A 16,313-nucleotide genomic window follows, 5' to 3' on the forward strand; every position below is an offset into this window, starting at 1 on the left:
AGAGACCCTGCGGGTCCGCTCACCCGAGCGCCGGTACCGGCCCGTCGAGGAACGACTCGACCATCGGGACCAGCAGGCCGGCGCGGTGCATGATCGTCAGGTGGGTGGTGCCGGGGAGGATCGCGAGCCGGGAGGCCGGGAGCTCGGTCAGGTCACCGGGCACGCCGCCGCCGACGAGCCGGAACATCTCCACGACGTGCTCGGGACGGACGATGTCGGAGTCCCCGGCCGCGATCAGCATGGGCGCGGCGATCGCCCGGACGGCCTCGGGCGTCCACTCGGGGAAGTCGGCGTCGAGCCGCTTCACCTTCTCCACCAGCGCGGGCCAGCGGTCCGGGTGGGGCGCCGTGGCGAGATACTCCTCGTGGAACGGTGACCCGGCCAGGTCCTCGGGCCTGAGGGTCTCGATCCCGTCGAGGACCCCGGGGTGGAGCCCGCCGTTGTGGAAACCGGCCGAGGCGAGCACGAGCCTGCCCACCAGCCCGGGGTGGCGGGCGGCGACCTTCATGGCGACGGCTGTCCCGAGGCTGTACCCGAAGAGGTCGGCCTCCTCGACGCCCAGATGCCCCAGCAGGGCGACCACGTCCTCCGCCATCCCCTCGACGGTCAGCGGGCGGTCGACGTCGGCCGTACGCCCGTGGCCCTGCATCTCGACCGCGACGACCCTGCGGCTCCTCGCCAGGGACGGCAGGACCGCCCCGAACGAGGTCCCGATCCCCGACAGGCTGCCGTGCAGCAGCACCAACGACCTGCCGGTGCCGTGGATCTCGTAGTACATGTCGAGACCGTTGACGGGGGCGTAACCGCTCTCGACGGGGGTGAGGCTCATCGTCCGTCTCCTCCTGATCCTCCTGGTCGCTCCGACGGGCTCGCCGGTCGATTCCCACTCTGCCAAGCGGGCCTTACCGCTTGTTTACGGCGAACGGCGGACCGCCTTACGGATCTCCTGTACGCGTCCCCGGCCTCCAGCCAGCCGGCCAAAACACTTTCCCGAGGCAATATATTAACCGAGTTAAGACTTATGGCCTGGTCCCCGGCCGAACGATTGGAGTACGCCATGCGCATCGGCGTCGCACTGCCCACCGATCACCGGCGGCTGTCCGCCGAAGCCAACTCCGTCGACACCCTGATCGGCGAGGTGAGGGAGCTCGCCGCCGCGGGACTGACCTCGGCCTGGTTCACCCAGCGGTTCGACCACGACGCCATCACGGTGGCCGCGCTCGCCGCGCGCGAGGTGCCCGGCATCGACGTCGGCACCGCGATCGTGCCGATCTACCCCCGGCACCCGATCGCGATGTCGATGCAGGCCCAGACCGCGCAGGCGGCCGGCCACGGGCGCTTCACGCTCGGCGTCGGGCTCTCGATCAAGTCGTTCGTCGAGGAGACCTACGGGATCGCGCCGCACCCCAGGGTCCGGCATCTGCGGGAGTATCTGGAGGTGCTGCGCGACATCTTCGAGAACGGCACCGCGAACCTGGACGGTGAGACGCTGGTCGCCAGGACCCCCCTGCCGATGAGCGTGCCGGGCGCGCGACCCCGGGTGCCGGTGCTGGTCGCGGCGGCGGGCGAGCAGACCCTGCGCGCCGCGGGCGAACTCGCCGACGGCGCGCTGCCGATCCTGTCCGGCCCGCGCACGCTGGCCGAGTACACCGTACCGACCATCACCCGGTACGCGGCGGCGGCCGGGCGTCCGGCACCCCGGGTCGCCGCGATCGTCTCCGGCGTGGTGACCGCCGACGCGGCGGGCGCCCGGACCCGCGCGGAGAAGAACATGGAGTACTACGGGACCATTCCGACCTATCGCGCGGCGCTGGACCGCGAGGGCGTCGCCCACCCCGCCGACCTGGTCGCGATCGGGGACGAGGAACTGCTCGCCGACCAGGTGGCCGCGTACGCCGAATCGGGCGTGACCGAGCTCGTCTACACCCAGACCGCGATCGGTTCCGCGGAGGACGAGCACCGCACCTGGAGGCTGCTCGGCGAACTGGCCGCGAGATACGCCGATCCGGGAGCCGACGCGTCGTGAACGACGTCCCTCACCCCCGGCGGGGGGCTGTTCCGAAGCCCGGGACCATCGGTCAGGGAAGATCGAGTTCGGCGGTGCCGCGCTAAGATCGCGTCCCATGCTTTCGGATGGTTCCTGGCGGATTATCAGGGTTGGATTAGTAGGTCTGCTCCTTGCGGCGGCGGTCGCGGGCCTGGTGCTCGGCGACACCTGGCTCTGGGTGGCCGTCGAATGGTCGCCGCCGGCCTACGCGGAGTTCTACGCGCGCGACGGGTTTGACACCCCGACGACCGTGGTGCTGCTCATGGCCGCCCTGGTGAAGGCCGCGCTCCTGTGGCTGATCCTGCGTGCCCCCGTGCGGGGACCGCTGGACCGCCGGGAGAAGGCGCTGCGCCGACTGCTGTATCTGGCGGTGGCGTACGCCATCGTGCTGTGGTACCCGGTCGCGCTGCTCCCCGACGCGGTCGACGCGGCGTTCCAGCTCGCGCTGTGGACCGCGATCGACGTCCTCTACCTGCTCGTCATCCGCTGGCGGTCCCGCGTGCTGCGCGCGGCGGCCGGAACGATGTTCGCGGTCGAGCTGGCCGGGATGGCCAACGAACTGCTCGACGAACTCGACCTCCCGGAGCTCGGATCGGGCGACATCGTCGGACCGGTCCTGATGCTGGCTGGAATGGCGACGATCGTCATCACGGTCGTCGGGCAGCGGCGCGACGGCCGGTGGAGCCGCGGCACACAGGTCGCCGGGTGGTTGTCGGTGGGCGTCTACGCGCTGGCGATCCTGTTCAACGTTCTCTTCGTAAGGATCCCCAGCGGCAGTCTGGTGACGCTGGTCGTGATGGACGCGGTGGGGCTCGTCAGCACCGTGTGGATCGCGGCGACCGCCCGTGAAATGCCCGTCGAGGGCCGCCCGGCGGACCTTCCGCCCGTGCGGCGCGTGATCCGCGTCGCGGTGGCGGCCGTGGCCGTACTGCCGATCATCGCACTGATCCACCCGGAGCAGACCCCGCACCTCACCTACACCGGCCGGTCGATGAACTGCTACGCCCCACCCAGCTTCGGCGACCTGAAACCCGCGGAACGCGACGCCATGTTCCTGTGCCGGGCGCGGAACACGGACGGCGGGGTCCCGCCCATGTTCCCGGACAGCCTGTCGGACCAGGGGGTCCTCGCGTACGGGCGGGCGCTGTGCCGTACGGAGGACCGCGACGAGCAGAAGGCGATCCTGACGCGGGCCGGGAGCGAACGGCCCGCCTGGGGCGTGGACCCGTGGGACCTCGTCTACGTCTGCCCGGAGATCATCGGCGCGACCCACCCCGAGCTGCTGCGGTCGGCCGAGGAGATGAGGGCGGCGGAGACCGCCTACATCACCGAGCAGAACGCGAAGTGCCGCGACCCGTGGCCACGGACGAAGGGTGTCGCCCAGGCCACGGCCAAATACTTCCTGTTCGTCGACGGCGATCCCGGCTATATGGTCCACGACCCCGACGACGAAGCGGCCGACAGGGCGGCGGAACAGGCTATGGGGAAGTCCTACGAGGACAGCGTCCTCACCGGGGTGGCCAACAGCGCGGTGCTCGTCGGGCACGTCGCGGACATCGTCAACCTGTGCCTCACGGTGAAGGCCCTCCGCACCGCGCCGCCACCGCGGACGGCCGGGTGGGATCAGGTCAACGAGGTGCCGATCGTCAGCCGCAGTGGCCGGCTCACCGTGCCGGAGATGGGCGAGGGCGGAGAGGTGGGCGCGGGCGCCCCGATGCCGAACCTCGCGATCGCGGGAAAGGGCCGCTACCGGCTCCGTGTCTACGTACGGGTCGACGATGCGGGGGAGGAACAGCACCTGGTCGTCGTGTTCCCGGGTGCGTCGAAGAAGCGGCTCAAGCTGAAGCCGTGATTCGCGTCCATCGGGCGGTCAAGACGGCCGCCCGGGACGCGTACGGCCTCCGCGACCCCGTGAACCGGCGGTTACGCCCCCCCGCGCTGCGGAGCAGGCCCGGGAGACCCTTCACACCAGAGTCGAAGTCCACGAGCGTCGTCAATGCTATGACCACCGGTTCAAACCGGATGTGAACCAGGCGGGAAGCCGGCCGCGGGGCCGGGGGTGCGGCCACGGGGGCGCCGTGCGTAAGGTGCCGGGGGCGGTCGCGGGGACGGCCGGACGCGGTCGGTGCCGACTGTGTAGGGGGAGGGCAGCGGATGGCTCACCCAGGCCGACCTTGGAGAACATAGGTGGCGGCCCGCGAGGTGAGGTCTCCGATCGCTCCGTGAAGGCTGGCCGGCGATGCCCGGAGGGGGTTTGCGGACCGCTGGCCGACGATCTCCGTGACCGGCGAAGTTAATACCAGCGGTTTGTTCTGGTTATGCACCTGTAATACCAAATGGTTGACCACTGGTCGGTACCAGTTCTAGCTTGGTTCACCTCACGACGCTCCAACTGGCCCAGAGGTGGACGCAACACGATGAACTCAACCCTCCATTCACGCGGCCGCCTCATGGCCGTCACAGCGCTCGCCGCGGCCGGGGCTCTCCTGCTCTCGTCCTGCGGCTCGAGCGGGGATTCCGGCTCGGCGGCAGGCCCCTCGGCCGAGGCCGGGGGCGGCGACCCGATCGTCGCGCTCCTGCTCCCGGAGAACCAGACCGCGCGCTACGAGGCACGTGACAAACCGACGTTCGAGAAGCAGCTCGCGGAGAGCTGCCCGAAGTGTCAGCTCAAGTACTACAACGCGGCGGGAGACGCGGGTAAGCAGCTCAGCCAGGCCGAGTCGGCGCTCACCGAGGGGGCGAAGGTCCTGGTGATCGACCCCGTCGACTCCAACGCCGCCGGCGCCATGGTCGCCGCCGCCCGCCGGCAGGACGCGAAGGTCATGAGCTACGACCGGGTGATCTACAAGGCCGGTGTCGACTACGGGGTGAAGTTCGACAACGTCCAGCAGGGCGCTGTCGGTATGCAGTCGCTGATCGACAAGCTCAAGGCGGACGGCAAGACCTCGGGCAACATCGTCATGATGAACGGCGACCCGGTCGACTCGGGTGCCAAGCCCGAGAAGGACGGCGCGCACAGCGTCATCGACGACTCCGGCTTCACCGTGGCCGCCGAGTACGACACCAAGGGCTGGTCGGCCGCGAACGCGCAGAACCAGATGCAGCAGGCCATCACCAAGATCGGCGCCGGGAAGATCGACGGCGTCTACGCCGGCAACGACGGCATGGCCACCGGGGTCATCGCGGCGCTCAAGAGCGCGGGCGTCGATCCGATGCCGCCCGTCACCGGCCTCGACACGCAGCTCGACGCCATCCAGAAGATGGTCGCCGGTGACCTGTACGAGAGCACGTACCTGCCGGTCGAGACCGAGGCCCAGATCGGGGCCAAGGCCGCGGCCGCGCTCGCGATGGGCCAGGCACCCTCGGGTGACCTGCTCAACGGCACCATCGACGACGGAACGAACAAGGTGCCCGCGTACCTGCTCGAATCCATCGCCGTGACCATGGACAACATGAAGGAGATCCTTCTCGACAGCGGTTACCTGACCGTCGAGGAGATCTGCACCGCCGAGTACGCGAAGGCGTGCGCCAAGGCGGGACTGCGGTAGGTGTCCTCTCTCTCCACCGGTGGTGCCGCCCAGATCGTCGCGGTCGACCTGGGCGGCACCACGGCGCGTGCGGCGCTCGTCGGCCGGGACGGCGTCGTGACCGCCCGGCTCAGGGAACCCGTACGGCACGGTGCCGCGCACGAGCAGGTCGCCGACCTCATGACCCGGGTCGCGGGCGACAGCGGCGCCGTGTCCGCCGTGGTCGGGCTGCCCGGACGCGTCGACCGCGTCCGGGGCCGTCTGCACGTGGCCAGGAACCTCCCCGCGACCGACCTCGGCCGCCTGTCGGCCGAGCATCTCGGCCGGGCCACCGGCCTCGCGGTACGCCTCGCCGGTGACGCCGAGCTGGCCGCGGCGGGCGAGGCGTACTTCGGCGCGGGGTCCCGAACGGGAACGACGGCCTATCTCACCATCTCCACCGGTATCGGCGCGGCGGTGGTGAGCGAGGGCCGAATGCTGGCGGGCCGCGTGTCGGGCTTGCAGATCGGGTTCCTGCACCTGCTCGGCGCCGGACGCCCCATGATCGAGCTTCTCGGCTCGGGCCAGCGCGTCCGCGAGGTCGCGCGCGAACTCGGCACCGAGGTCGACTACCGCACGCTGACCGAGATCGCCTCCGGGAACAGCGCCGGGAACGACGCCGAGGACGGCGCGCGAGCCGCCCGCGAGGTGGCGGGCCGCGCGCTCGCCGACATCGCCGACGCCGCGGCGGCGGCCGCGATCCTCATGTGCCACGTCGGCTCGCCGGACGTGCTCGTGGTCGGCGGTGGGCTCGCCCGTGCCGCGGGCACCGCCCTCCTCGACGAGATCGACCGGCGCGTCCACGACGCCGGAACCTCGCACGTCTCGTGGGACGTCGAGGTGCGCCCCGCCCGGTGCGGTGACGACGCCGGGCTCCTCGGCGCGGCCGTCTGGCATCTCGCCGAACCGTACGCGACCACCGCCGCGACCCAGGACCGGCCCGAGACCCAGGACCGGCCCGAAGCCCAGGACCAGCACAGCATGACCAGGAAGGAAGGAGACGGCGATGACACTGACCGGTGAGAGAACGGACGCGCACCCGCCACCCGTGCTCGAACTCGAACACATCAGCAAGAGCTTCGGCGCGGTGCGCGCGTTGAGCGACGTCAGCATGAGCGTCGGCACCGGGGAGGTCGTGGCACTCGTCGGCGACAACGGAGCGGGCAAGTCCACGCTGATCAAGACGGTCGCGGGCGCGCATCCCCGGGACGGCGGCACCATGTCGGTCAACGGCGAGCCGGTGTCCCCGCGCAGGCCCATCGACTCGACGCGCCTCGGCATCGCGACCGTCTACCAGGACCTCGCGCTGTGCGACAACCTCGACATCGTCGCCAACCTGTTCCTCGGGCGCGAGAGGAACCACAGCGGGTTCCTCAGCGCGCTCGACATGGAGCAGGTCGCCGTCGGGCTGCTCAAGCGGCTCTCCGTGAAAATCAAGGATCTGCGTGCGCCTGTCTCGTCCCTTTCCGGCGGGCAGCGGCAGTCGGTGGCCATCGCGCGGTCCCTGCTCGGCGACCCGGCGCTGGTGATCCTGGACGAGCCCACGGCGGCGCTCGGCGTGGAGCAGACCGCGGAGGTTCTCCAGCTCATCGAGCGGCTGCGCGCGGAAGGGCACGCGGTGCTGATGGTGAGCCACAGTCTCGCCGACGTCTTCGACGTGGCCGACCGGATCGTCTGCCTGCGGCTCGGCCGCAGCGTCGCGGAATTCCCCGTCGAGGGGACCACGGAGGAGCAGGTCGTCGCCGCCATCACGGGCGTCGCCGACAGCAGCGCCCAGAAGCGCCGGACGCGGCGCCACGGCATGACGCGGGAGGGATCGTGAGCACAGCCACGGGCCTCGCCCCCCAGGGCACCGTCCCGGCGGAACCACCTCAGGGAAGCTGGTTCCGTCAGCCCCTGCGGCGGCTGCGTACCGGCGATTTCGGGCCGCTGCCCGTCATCCTCGGGCTCGTCGTCATCTCGCTCGTCTTCCAGCTCGCCAACGACCGTTTCTTCTCCCCGCAGAACATCTTCAACCTGAGCCAGCAGATCGCCTCGACCGGCGTCATCGCGCTCGGCGTCGTGTTCGTGCTGGTCATCGGTGAGATCGACCTGTCGGCGGGGTCGGTGAGCGGCGTGACGTCCGCCGCCATGGTCGTGCTGAACATCAACGCGGGCTGGCCGCCGGTTCTGGCGATCGTCCTCGCGGTCGTCTTCGGCGCCGCGATCGGCCTGTTCCACGGGGCCGTGTTCACCAAGCTCGGCGTTCCGTCGTTCGTGCTGACCCTGGGCGGGCTGCTCGCCTGGCAGGGCGTTCAGCTTCTCGTCCTCGGCAACCAGGGCACGATCAACCTTCCCTACGACGGCGCGATCGCCGCGCTCGCGAACACCACGCTCCCGGCGTGGATCGGCTTCGTGATCGCGGTCGTGTACGCGGTGGGGGCGACGGCCACGACCTTCCGGACCGGCAGGCGGCGGCGCGAGCGCGGGCTGGCCGTACGGCCGCTGACCGGGGGTCTCGTCCGCACGGGGGTGATCACGGTGGTGATCCTCGCGGCGACGATCGTCTTCGCGCAGTGGCACGGCATCCCGCTGTCGTTCGTCATCTTCGTCGGGCTCGTCGTGGTCGTCGACGTGCTGCTGCGCGGCACGACGTTCGGCCGCAAGCTCTTCGCCGTCGGCGGCAACGCCGAGGCGGCCCGGCGCGCGGGCATCCAGGTCGGCACGGTCAAGGTCATCGCCTTCACGATCGCCTCGTCCCTGGCGGCCTTCGGCGGTGTGCTCGCGGCGTCTCGTCTGTTCGCGGTCAACCAGGCGAGCGGCGGCAGCGACATCCTGCTGAACGCCATCGCCGCGGCGGTCATCGGCGGCACGAGCCTGTTCGGCGGCCGTGGCAGCGCGTACTCCGCGCTGCTCGGCATGCTCGTCATCGGCGCGGTCTCCAACGGCATGGATCTGCTCAACCAGACCTCAGCCGTGAAGTACATCATCACCGGCGGGGTGCTCGTCGCCGCCGTCGTGATCGATTCCCTGGCACGACGAGGAAGGGCGGCAAGCGGCAGATGAGTGTCAAGGCGTTTCTCAGACAGGGGTTCATCCCGTTCGGCGAGGCCGTGGCGGAGGAGACCGGGAGGCTCACCGAGGTCGCCCCCATGCTGCGGGAGCGCGCCCTCGCGGCGGCGGCCGAGATCGGCAGGCCCGCACGGCTCACCTTCATCGGCATCGGGGCGAGCCTCGCCGCGCTCGCCGCACCCGTCGCGCATCTTTCGGCGCACGGTATCCCCAGCATCAGGCTCAACGCGGCCGAGGCGGGGACCTTCGGCGACGGCGCGACGCTCGTCGCGCTGTCGCAGTCGGGCCGCAGCCGCGAGACGGTCGACGTCATGCGCGCGGCCACCGGCCGCAGGCTCGCGGTCGTCAACGTCACCGGCTCGCCGATGGCCGAGGCCGCCGACTCGGTGCTCACCCTCGGCGACCTGCCCGACAGCCTGGCCTCGACGATCGGCTTCACCGCCTCGGCGATGGCCGTCTCGATGCTCGCCGAGATCTGGACCGACGGCGAGCCGTCGGCGGCGTGGCTGAGCCTGGGAGAGCGGCTGGCGGAGTTCCGCGTGGCGCGGTCCGCGCAGGCCGAGGAGATCGCGGGCCTGCTCACGGCGGCGTCCGTCATCGACATGGTGGCGCCGGCCGACCAGATCGGCGTCGCCGAGGGCGGCGCGCTGCTGCTCCGGGAGGTGGCGCGGGTCCCGGTGGCGCCCTTCGAGACGCGGCAGTACCTGCACGGGCTGATGGAGTCGACCAACCCCACGACCCTGCACGTCATGCTGGACGGCGCCGATGACGGGCAGGTCGTCCGGGCCCTCGGCTCGCTCGGCCGGCGGATCGTCGAGTTCCGCCGGGGTCCCGTCTCCCACGACGAGCAGACCTTGGTCGTGCCGATCGAGGCACGGAGCCCTCTTGAGGTGCCGATCTTCGTGGCGGTGCTGCTGCAGGAGGTGGCGTTGCGCTCGGCGGGCGCCCGGGGCATCGACCCCGACGAGTTCCTGTTCCTCGACACCGGCACCAAGCTGGACGACGGTGAGTGAGCCGTCCCGCCCGGGTCACACACCGGACGATCGCCATCCATCCGTGCCGTACCACCCCCCTGAATACGTTCATCAACGACACTTTCAACGGACACAATCGGGGTCATGTCTAGTTCGCCAGTCCTGCACCGCAAGGTCGCGCAGTACCTCAGGGAACGCATCGAGACGGGGAGCATCGCACCCGGGTCGCGCATGCCGTCCGAGCGGGTGCTCGCCGAGCAGTTCGACGTCAGTCGCGTGACGGTCCGCCAGGCATTGAAGGATCTTGAAAAGGACGGCCTGGTCAAAGTCGTCGCGGGCGCCCGGTGGGTGCGGCGGGAGGCGCCCGGCCTGGCCGCCGTCCGCCCGGCCGAGCCGGGGGCGGAGTCGATCGAGGAGGGCGCGACCGGGCTCGTGAGCTTCTCGGACCTCGCGGAGGCGAACGGCCTGACGGCCAGTTCGCGGGTGCTGAAGTGCCTGACCCGCGCGAGCTCCCTGGACGAGGCGGACCTTCTGGGCATCGCGCCGGGCGCCCCCCTCGTGGAGCTCGTCCGGCTGCGGCACCTCGACGGCATCCCGACGCTGATCGATTTCTCGCTCATCCCCGAAGGACTGGCTCCGGGGCTGGGTGAGCTCGACTTCACGACGACGTCGCTGTACGGCACGCTCGCCGAGCAGTACGGGCTGCACGCGATCGCCGCCGACTGCGTCATCGAGGCGCGCGGCGCGGCCCCCGAGATCGCCGAGAGCCTCGGCCTGCCCCCGGGCGACCCCGTCCTTGAGATCGTCCAGACCACGTTCGACGAGAACCGCCGGGTCGTGCAGTGGTGCCGCAGCGTCTACCGCGGCGACCGTTACCGCTTCCGGGCGGCCCTGGAAGGCGCGGCCGGCACCTTACGCGGCCCCCGTCCCCGCGCGGCCACCGAGGCGACGGGCCGCGTCGTCCCAGATCTAGCGAGGTTGTACAGATGAGAGTTTCCGCACGTGGCGCCGTGATCGGCGGCGCCTGGGTGAAAGGCGACGTGGAGGTCGGCGACGGGCGGCTCGTCCGTGCCGGCCTGCCGTCGACCGGGCAGGGGTACGTGCTCCCCGGCCTCGTCGACCTTCAGGTCAACGGGTACGGAGGGGTCGACTTCAACGCGGCGACACCGGAGGGGTTCGAGGCGGCGTTCGCGGCGCTCACCCGCGACGGCGTGTTCCACGTCCAGCCCACCGTCATCACCGACTCCGAGGAGAACGTCGCCGACCGGCTGCGCGTGCTGAAGAAGCTGCGAGAGGCGAGGCCGCGCGGCGCGAAGGTCGTCGGCGTGCACGCCGAAGGGCCGTTCCTGTCCCCGCACCACCGCGGCGTGCACCGGCCCGAGTACCTGCGTGACCCCGACATCGCCATCGTGCGGCGGTTCCTCGACGCGGGCCCGCTGCGCACGATCACCGTCGCCCCCGAACTGCCCGGCGCCCCCGAGCTGATCGCCTGGGCCGCCCGGCAGGGAGTGATCGTACAGGCCGGGCACTCGGGCGCCGACGCGCCGACGGCTCATGCCGCGTTCGACGCGGGCGCCCGCGCGGTCACGCACCTGTTCAACGGGATGATCCCGTTCGGCCACCGCGCTCCGGGCATCGCGGGCGCGACGCTCGCCCGCGAGGACGTCGCCATCCAGCTCATCGCCGACGACATCCACCTGTCGCGCGAGACCTCGCTGTTCGCGCTGAAGGCCGCCGAGCACCGCACCATGCTCGTCACCGACGCCGCCTCCCCCGCCGGGGCCGGCGACGGCGTCTTCACGGTGGGTGGCTTCACGGTCACGGTCACCGACGGGATACCGCGCCTTCCCGACGGCACGCTCGCGGGCAGCACGGTGACGCTCCTGCAGCAGGTGCGCAAGCTCATCGAGCACGACTGGCCCATCGACCGCGCCGTGAACCTCGCGAGCCGCGCGCCCGCCCGCTTCTACGGGCTCACCGGTGTGGGCGAGCTGACCCTCGGCGGCCCGGCCGACCTCGTCGTGACCGACGAGAACGTCGACGTCGAACGCGTGCTCGTCGGCGGAGAGGAGTTCGTGGCGTGAACGTCCTTCCCCGCGGGCTCATCGTCTCGCTCACCCCGTCCCCGCGGTCTCCCTGGCAGGACGTGGACGACGTCGTCCGGCTGGCCGCCGCCGCGCAGACCGGAGGCGCCGTCGCCGTCAAGGTCGACGGGCCGGACGCCGTACGCGCGGTGAAGCGCGCCGTCCCCGGCTTCCCCGTGCTCGCCGTGAACATCGACGACTCCCACGGCGGAATCGTGCGCATCACGCCGACGCTCGCCCACGCGACCGCCCTCGTCGAGGCCGGCGCCGACATCGTGGAGCTGGAGGCGGACTCGGCGGCGCGTCGGCACGACGGCCAGGACCTGTTCGAGCTGATCTCCTCGTTCGCCGCGTTCGGCGTGCCGGTCAAGGCCGGTGTGCCGGGACTCGACGACGCGCGCACCGCCGTACGGGCGGGCGCCGCGATGGTCAGCTCGTCGACCATGGGTTATCCCGCGAAGGCGAACACGGGTCCGCTGCCCGATCTCGGGCTGGTGGAGACCCTGGTGGCCGGCGCCGGGGTACCGGTCGTCGCCGAGCGCGGCTACTCGGCGATCGCCGACGTCCGCGCGGCCATGGACGCCGGCGCGCACGCCGTCGTGGTCGGCTCGGCCATCGTCGACCCGGTCTGGCTGACCGCCCGTTTCGCGGGCGCGACGTCCATCCCCGTCCCGTAGCTCCCCGCGAAACCGGCCGGAGGCGCGCAGGACCAACGGGCTCCCGGCCGGGTCACGCGGGGCAGCGCCACCGTTCTTCCAGTCTTCCAGGAAACGACGTGCGTACCGCCGCCGGTGATGTGCGCCTCGTCGGCCGTGTGCACGGCGGCGGCCGGTTCCGAGTTTCTGGAACTCCACTCCGCATCAGGAATCAGTGAGATGGTGTGTTCACGGGATCAGGCCCTCGGCGGCGAGGTCGGTCCACAGGGTTTCCGGGACGGGCTTGGCGGTGAGTTCCGCGTTGCGGGTGACCTCGGCGGCGGAACGGGCGGATGACCACGCTGGCGACGGCCGGGTGGCGCAGCGGGAAGGCCAGGGCCGCCTGGGGGTGATGTCGTGGCGTTCGCAGACGGCGGCGATGCGGTGGACACGCTCCGGGAGCGGGCCGGGACATGGTTGTATCAGCTCAGCGGTCGCCAGTGCCTCCAGGGGCGAGGACCGCTTTCGCCACGGATCGCGGCCAGCCGGGCGGTCGCCTCCCCGCGCATCGCGGGGTTTTCCATACCGATCTGGGCGGCCATGGTGACCATGCGAAGCTCACGGATGTCACGCAGGACGGGAAAACCCTTCCAGCTCATCACGTCGTGACCGTAGATCGCGACAAACTCGGCGTACTGGTCTTCGGAGATCCCGCCGAGTGTGTCGTACTTGACCGCCGTGGACACCAGATCCCATTCCGGCGGCCCAAGGGCACTGCGCTCGAAGTCGGCCAGGATTACGCGACCGTCGCCGGTCGACAACACGTTGCCGACCCAGGCATCCCCGTGCACCACGCGGTGCGGCAGTCCCGGCGGCAGCTCGGCGTACCCGCGTTCAAGATCCTCCAAGCGCTCGCGCAGCCAGTCGTGCTCTTCGGGAGTGAACATGTCGGCCTGATCGATCCGCTGAGCGAGCTGTACGAACGGAGCCAGCGGGGGAAGCTCGAAATGCGCCGGAGGGGTCAGACCGTGCAGCACCCTCAGCGCGGCGGCAACGTCCACGGAGGTGCCGTACTCGTGGGGCGGCAACTCCCGCCAGAACGTCACCGCCCTGCCATCCGCCTCGACCGGCTGGTCCAGGTCGGGGACGACTCGTACGGCGGGCACTCCGGCGGATTCCAGCCAGCGGGCCACGCGTACCTCCTTCGCGGCGGTCTGGAACCGTCCCTCCCGCGTGACCCGTGCGACGACACCTTTCGGCAACCGGTAGATGGCGTTCTCGCTGAAGCGGATGGACTCCGCACCGGACGCGTCGATCCCGGCCCGGCGACAGGCGGTACGCAGGGCGTTCAGTGCCGCGTCCCGTGGAGTGTTCACCCGTGGACCTCCAGGATCCGGTGTCAGAGGTGTCCACGTTCAGGGGAAGGTGCCCTCGCCGACGCCGAACATCCCAGTCCTGGTCATGACCAGCAGCCTATGGTCGGTTCTCGAAGAGGGAGCAGGGGATCAGGCTGAGCGATAACCCGTCGTCAGGGCACGCAGTTCCCGCACGGCGGGTAGGGCACGCGCCTTCTCCGGAGCGACGTCCGACACGATGCGGGCCGTGGCCTTGACCCGGACGTCCCACCGTGTCGCCGGGAGCGCCTCCACGAGACTCAACGCCTGTTGCGCGCCTTGTTCCGGGTCAGTGCGAGCATGCAGCGCCGCGCTGTGTAGTGCCATCAGAACCGAAGTACGGTGCTCCAGCGGATAGAGACCTTCAGCAGCACTCTGTGCTTCGGCGGCTCGTCTGGCATCTCCGGCGAGCGTGTAGATCAGACTCCGGTCGAAGTACGTTCCGCATAGTGCCCAGTTGGAATCAAGGCCGATGATCTGAGATGGAAACTGGTCGAACACATCCTCGGCCTCGCGCAGGGTGGCCACCGCTTCGGCATGGCGGCCCAACGTGGCGAGAGTCTGAGCTTCGGCGCAGAGGGCGGCCACCAGCGGCACACTGGGACGATCCCCGGCGAGACGGCTGGCCTGCTGAGCCAGAAGAAGCACGTCGTCGAGATTTTCACCCGGATCCGTCCTCCGGTAGAGCACTTCCCGGCCTGTCAGCCACGCCGCCAGCAAGGTGTCTCCGGAACGCTCGCTCAAGCTCCGGGTCTTCCCCCACCATCGTCGCGCCTCACGACGATTGCCCAGGTCGAACCACTTCCCGGCGATCAGGGACGCGTGCCGCGCGGCGGCGTGGGCGAGGTCACGGTGCACCGGCTCGGGCTGAGACCGGCTCAGGTGAGGGGCCATGTCGGCGAAGTCGGCGGCCAGTCCGGCGAGGACGACGGCGGGCGGATCGACATACGCCCGCTGGGCATGGAGGTCGGCGGCGTCCTCCCAGTCGTCGATCATTTCCTGTGACACGCTCGCACCGGAGATCCTGGGTTCGGACGCCTGCCAGGCGTCCGTCAGTGTGGCCAGCACGGGCGCCACCGCGCCGCCGACAGCAACGGCGGCGGCGTCCCGCATCAGTCGTCTGCGCTCCATGTCTCCGCCCTCGTCACGCGTTGAGGCTTTTGCATCGACTGCTTCGACGGTACCCCTTCGCAGCCGATCGGTCTCCGCCATGGCCGCACGAAGCGCCTGTGTCACGAGTTCGCCCCCCGCGCCGAGTTCGGCGTCGAGAAGGGTGATCGCCTCGAAAGACGGGCGGTTCTTCCCCTGCTCCCATTTGGCGATGAGCGAGTAGTCCCACCGGATCCGGTCGGCGAGGCCGCGCAGGCTCAACTCGCGCCGCTCCCGCCAGGCCCGCAGGGTACGGCCGAACTCCTGCCAGCCCGCCGAAGTCTTCGATGTCAATTGTCCGGTCACGTCCGCCCTCGCGATCCGTTGCACATGTTGCATTGCCTCCGACGCAACCCTGTGCGTCTTTTCCCGTGCGCTGAGTCACTTTGACTATGGCACCGGTAAGCGTCATACGAAGCGAAACTCCGCAGGCGTGCAAGGTCATGCGGGGTTCCCTGATCGCGAAGAGGTGCGATCCATGGACAACCACAAACCCGTTCCGCCCTGCGTTGACGAGGCCACCGTCCAAGCTCAGGACAGGGCCCTGGCGGTCGTGCAACGCCTTCTCACCGGGCGGGGCATCTGCGCCCACCGCCATCACACGATCAGTCTCGGGCTCTTCGCCACCCCTGAGGTTATCCGGCCCGACCGTCCTCCGCTTCGGTCGTGGATGAGCCGCCATCCGCCCGAGCTGGCCGTGATCGGCTCCCAGGGGCGAGATGCCACGGTGACCGTCGAGGCGTGTTCCGGCTGCTATCTGGTGGCTGTGCGTGGCGGCGACACGGAGGCGGTCCGGTGTGAGGAGCCGGAGAAGGTCCTGGATCTCATCCTCGCGATGAGGCGGATGGGGCGTACGCCATGACCGCGCCCGCGATGTACGGGTCGGCGGCGGTGGACGCGGCGGAGAGGCTCCGGGAGGCGCTGGCGGGTCATGAAATCACCGCTGATGTTCACGACGGCTACGGGCTGGCGCTGGTGTCGGTCGGGGTGGGTCTGGTGGTGTGGTCCAACGGGGAGCGGTTTTGGTGGCACACCGGCTGGAACGCCGAACGTCGGCGCGCTGTCTACGCCTCCCAGGAGGCGACCGACCCCGGCCGGGCCGCCCGGCGGATCGCGCGCCTATGTGAAGCGGCTCCACCCGCGCCAGGCACCGGGAGCCCGCTATGACGTTGGCGGAACTGAGGAAGCTCTATGGCCACACCTGGACGATCGCGGAGGGGGCCGGGGGCGGCTGGTACGCCGTGCGGCGCGCGAACATGTCGGCGTACGGGCTTGAGCACGGCCTGTCCAACGTCCGGTGCGGGACGACCCTGCTGGAACTGGCCCGCCGCCTGGACGCGGAGACGCAACTGGAGGACCAGCCCTGGCGACGCGTACCACTGAGGACAGCACCGTGACACAACGCGTAGACGG

Annotated in this window: 16 protein-coding genes; 13 read left to right on the plus strand and 3 right to left on the minus strand. The window is 70.5% G+C overall.

Annotated elements, in window-relative coordinates; genetic code table 11:
• Positions 1 to 19: 19 nt before the first annotated feature.
• Entirely contained in the window at positions 20 to 829 is an 810-nt protein-coding gene (locus ABD817_RS12795) for an alpha/beta fold hydrolase (protein ID WP_344918060.1), read from the minus strand.
• Between the two features lie 228 nt (positions 830 to 1,057).
• Between ABD817_RS12795 and ABD817_RS12800 the strand changes: the two genes are divergently transcribed.
• From ABD817_RS12800 to ABD817_RS12845, 10 genes are all read left to right on the plus strand, one after another.
• Positions 1,058 to 2,026 carry a TIGR03564 family F420-dependent LLM class oxidoreductase gene (locus ABD817_RS12800; protein ID WP_344918061.1) on the plus strand — a complete coding sequence of 323 codons (969 nt, stop codon included), beginning with the start codon at positions 1,058 to 1,060 and terminating at the stop codon, positions 2,024 to 2,026.
• A 97-nt stretch (positions 2,027 to 2,123) separates the two neighbouring features.
• The gene (locus ABD817_RS12805) at positions 2,124 to 3,899 is read left to right on the plus strand and encodes a hypothetical protein (RefSeq protein WP_344918062.1); all 1,776 of its coding nucleotides are present in this window, start codon (positions 2,124 to 2,126) and stop codon (positions 3,897 to 3,899) included.
• Between the two features lie 565 nt (positions 3,900 to 4,464).
• Complete coding sequence (locus ABD817_RS12810) at positions 4,465 to 5,595, plus strand: substrate-binding domain-containing protein (protein WP_344918063.1); 1,131 nt, start codon at positions 4,465 to 4,467, stop codon at positions 5,593 to 5,595.
• Complete coding sequence (locus ABD817_RS12815; RefSeq protein WP_344918064.1) at positions 5,596 to 6,636, plus strand: ROK family protein; 1,041 nt, start codon at positions 5,596 to 5,598, stop codon at positions 6,634 to 6,636. It begins immediately after the preceding gene.
• Positions 6,620 to 7,435 carry an ATP-binding cassette domain-containing protein gene (locus tag ABD817_RS12820; protein ID WP_344918065.1) on the plus strand — a complete coding sequence of 272 codons (816 nt, stop codon included), beginning with the start codon at positions 6,620 to 6,622 and terminating at the stop codon, positions 7,433 to 7,435. Before ABD817_RS12815 ends, ABD817_RS12820 begins: the two co-directional genes overlap by 17 nt.
• Positions 7,432 to 8,658 carry a sugar ABC transporter permease gene (locus tag ABD817_RS12825; RefSeq protein WP_344918066.1) on the plus strand — a complete coding sequence of 409 codons (1,227 nt, stop codon included), beginning with the start codon at positions 7,432 to 7,434 and terminating at the stop codon, positions 8,656 to 8,658. Before ABD817_RS12820 ends, ABD817_RS12825 begins: the two co-directional genes overlap by 4 nt.
• Entirely contained in the window at positions 8,655 to 9,677 is a 1,023-nt protein-coding gene (locus tag ABD817_RS12830) for an SIS domain-containing protein (RefSeq protein WP_344918067.1), read from the plus strand. The genes ABD817_RS12825 and ABD817_RS12830 overlap by 4 nt, the downstream gene beginning before the upstream one ends.
• Before the next feature lie 105 nt (positions 9,678 to 9,782).
• Positions 9,783 to 10,628 carry a GntR family transcriptional regulator gene (locus ABD817_RS12835; protein WP_344918068.1) on the plus strand — a complete coding sequence of 282 codons (846 nt, stop codon included), beginning with the start codon at positions 9,783 to 9,785 and terminating at the stop codon, positions 10,626 to 10,628.
• Positions 10,625 to 11,722, plus strand: a complete 1,098-nt coding sequence (gene nagA, locus ABD817_RS12840; RefSeq protein ID WP_344918069.1) for an N-acetylglucosamine-6-phosphate deacetylase — start codon at positions 10,625 to 10,627, stop codon at positions 11,720 to 11,722. Before ABD817_RS12835 ends, nagA begins: the two co-directional genes overlap by 4 nt.
• Positions 11,719 to 12,399: a hypothetical protein gene (locus tag ABD817_RS12845; RefSeq protein ID WP_344918070.1), complete on the plus strand. Its 681-nt coding sequence runs from the start codon at positions 11,719 to 11,721 to the stop codon at positions 12,397 to 12,399. The genes nagA and ABD817_RS12845 overlap by 4 nt, the downstream gene beginning before the upstream one ends.
• A gap of 440 nt (positions 12,400 to 12,839) precedes the next feature.
• Here ABD817_RS12845 and ABD817_RS12850 read toward each other — a convergent pair whose 3' ends face one another.
• Together ABD817_RS12850 and ABD817_RS12855 are read right to left on the minus strand one after the other, a co-directional pair.
• Complete coding sequence (locus ABD817_RS12850) at positions 12,840 to 13,733, minus strand: phosphotransferase (RefSeq protein ID WP_344918071.1); 894 nt, start codon at positions 13,731 to 13,733, stop codon at positions 12,840 to 12,842.
• Between the two features lie 129 nt (positions 13,734 to 13,862).
• Positions 13,863 to 15,206 carry a helix-turn-helix domain-containing protein gene (locus tag ABD817_RS12855; RefSeq protein ID WP_344918072.1) on the minus strand — a complete coding sequence of 448 codons (1,344 nt, stop codon included), beginning with the start codon at positions 15,204 to 15,206 and terminating at the stop codon, positions 13,863 to 13,865.
• A gap of 172 nt (positions 15,207 to 15,378) precedes the next feature.
• Here ABD817_RS12855 and ABD817_RS12860 point away from each other — a divergent pair, with 172 nt between their 5' ends.
• Genes ABD817_RS12860 through ABD817_RS12870 form a run of 3 tightly spaced genes read left to right on the plus strand, consistent with a single transcriptional unit; the run spans position 15,379 to position 16,297 of the window.
• Entirely contained in the window at positions 15,379 to 15,762 is a 384-nt protein-coding gene (locus tag ABD817_RS12860; RefSeq protein WP_344918073.1) for a hypothetical protein, read from the plus strand.
• On the plus strand, positions 15,759 to 16,067 hold the full coding sequence (locus ABD817_RS12865) for a hypothetical protein (RefSeq protein WP_344918074.1): 309 nt from the start codon (positions 15,759 to 15,761) through the stop codon (positions 16,065 to 16,067). Before ABD817_RS12860 ends, ABD817_RS12865 begins: the two co-directional genes overlap by 4 nt.
• Positions 16,064 to 16,297, plus strand: a complete 234-nt coding sequence (locus ABD817_RS12870) for a hypothetical protein (protein WP_344918075.1) — start codon at positions 16,064 to 16,066, stop codon at positions 16,295 to 16,297. The genes ABD817_RS12865 and ABD817_RS12870 overlap by 4 nt, the downstream gene beginning before the upstream one ends.
• The last annotated feature ends 16 nt before the right edge of the window (positions 16,298 to 16,313 follow it).

Origin of the sequence: Streptosporangium oxazolinicum (genome assembly GCF_039537505.1) — a bacterium.
Classification (GTDB): Bacteria; Actinomycetota; Actinomycetes; order Streptosporangiales; family Streptosporangiaceae; genus Streptosporangium; species Streptosporangium oxazolinicum.

Bases quoted from the DNA above. Each gene is read 5' to 3' on its own strand.
- ABD817_RS12865 (WP_344918074.1), top strand. From the start codon at position 15,759: ATGACCGCGCCCGCGATGTACGGGTCGGCGGCGGTGGACGCGGCGGAG.
- ABD817_RS12800 (WP_344918061.1), top strand. From the start codon at position 1,058: ATGCGCATCGGCGTCGCACTGCCCACCGATCACCGGCGGCTGTCCGCC.
- nagA (WP_344918069.1), top strand. From the start codon at position 10,625: ATGAGAGTTTCCGCACGTGGCGCCGTGATCGGCGGCGCCTGGGTGAAA.
- ABD817_RS12830 (WP_344918067.1), top strand. From the start codon at position 8,655: ATGAGTGTCAAGGCGTTTCTCAGACAGGGGTTCATCCCGTTCGGCGAG.
- ABD817_RS12795 (WP_344918060.1), bottom strand. From the start codon at position 829: ATGAGCCTCACCCCCGTCGAGAGCGGTTACGCCCCCGTCAACGGTCTC.
- ABD817_RS12870 (WP_344918075.1), top strand. From the start codon at position 16,064: ATGACGTTGGCGGAACTGAGGAAGCTCTATGGCCACACCTGGACGATC.
- ABD817_RS12820 (WP_344918065.1), top strand. From the start codon at position 6,620: ATGACACTGACCGGTGAGAGAACGGACGCGCACCCGCCACCCGTGCTC.
- ABD817_RS12835 (WP_344918068.1), top strand. From the start codon at position 9,783: ATGTCTAGTTCGCCAGTCCTGCACCGCAAGGTCGCGCAGTACCTCAGG.
- ABD817_RS12810 (WP_344918063.1), top strand. From the start codon at position 4,465: ATGAACTCAACCCTCCATTCACGCGGCCGCCTCATGGCCGTCACAGCG.
- ABD817_RS12860 (WP_344918073.1), top strand. From the start codon at position 15,379: ATGGACAACCACAAACCCGTTCCGCCCTGCGTTGACGAGGCCACCGTC.
- ABD817_RS12805 (WP_344918062.1), top strand. From the start codon at position 2,124: ATGCTTTCGGATGGTTCCTGGCGGATTATCAGGGTTGGATTAGTAGGT.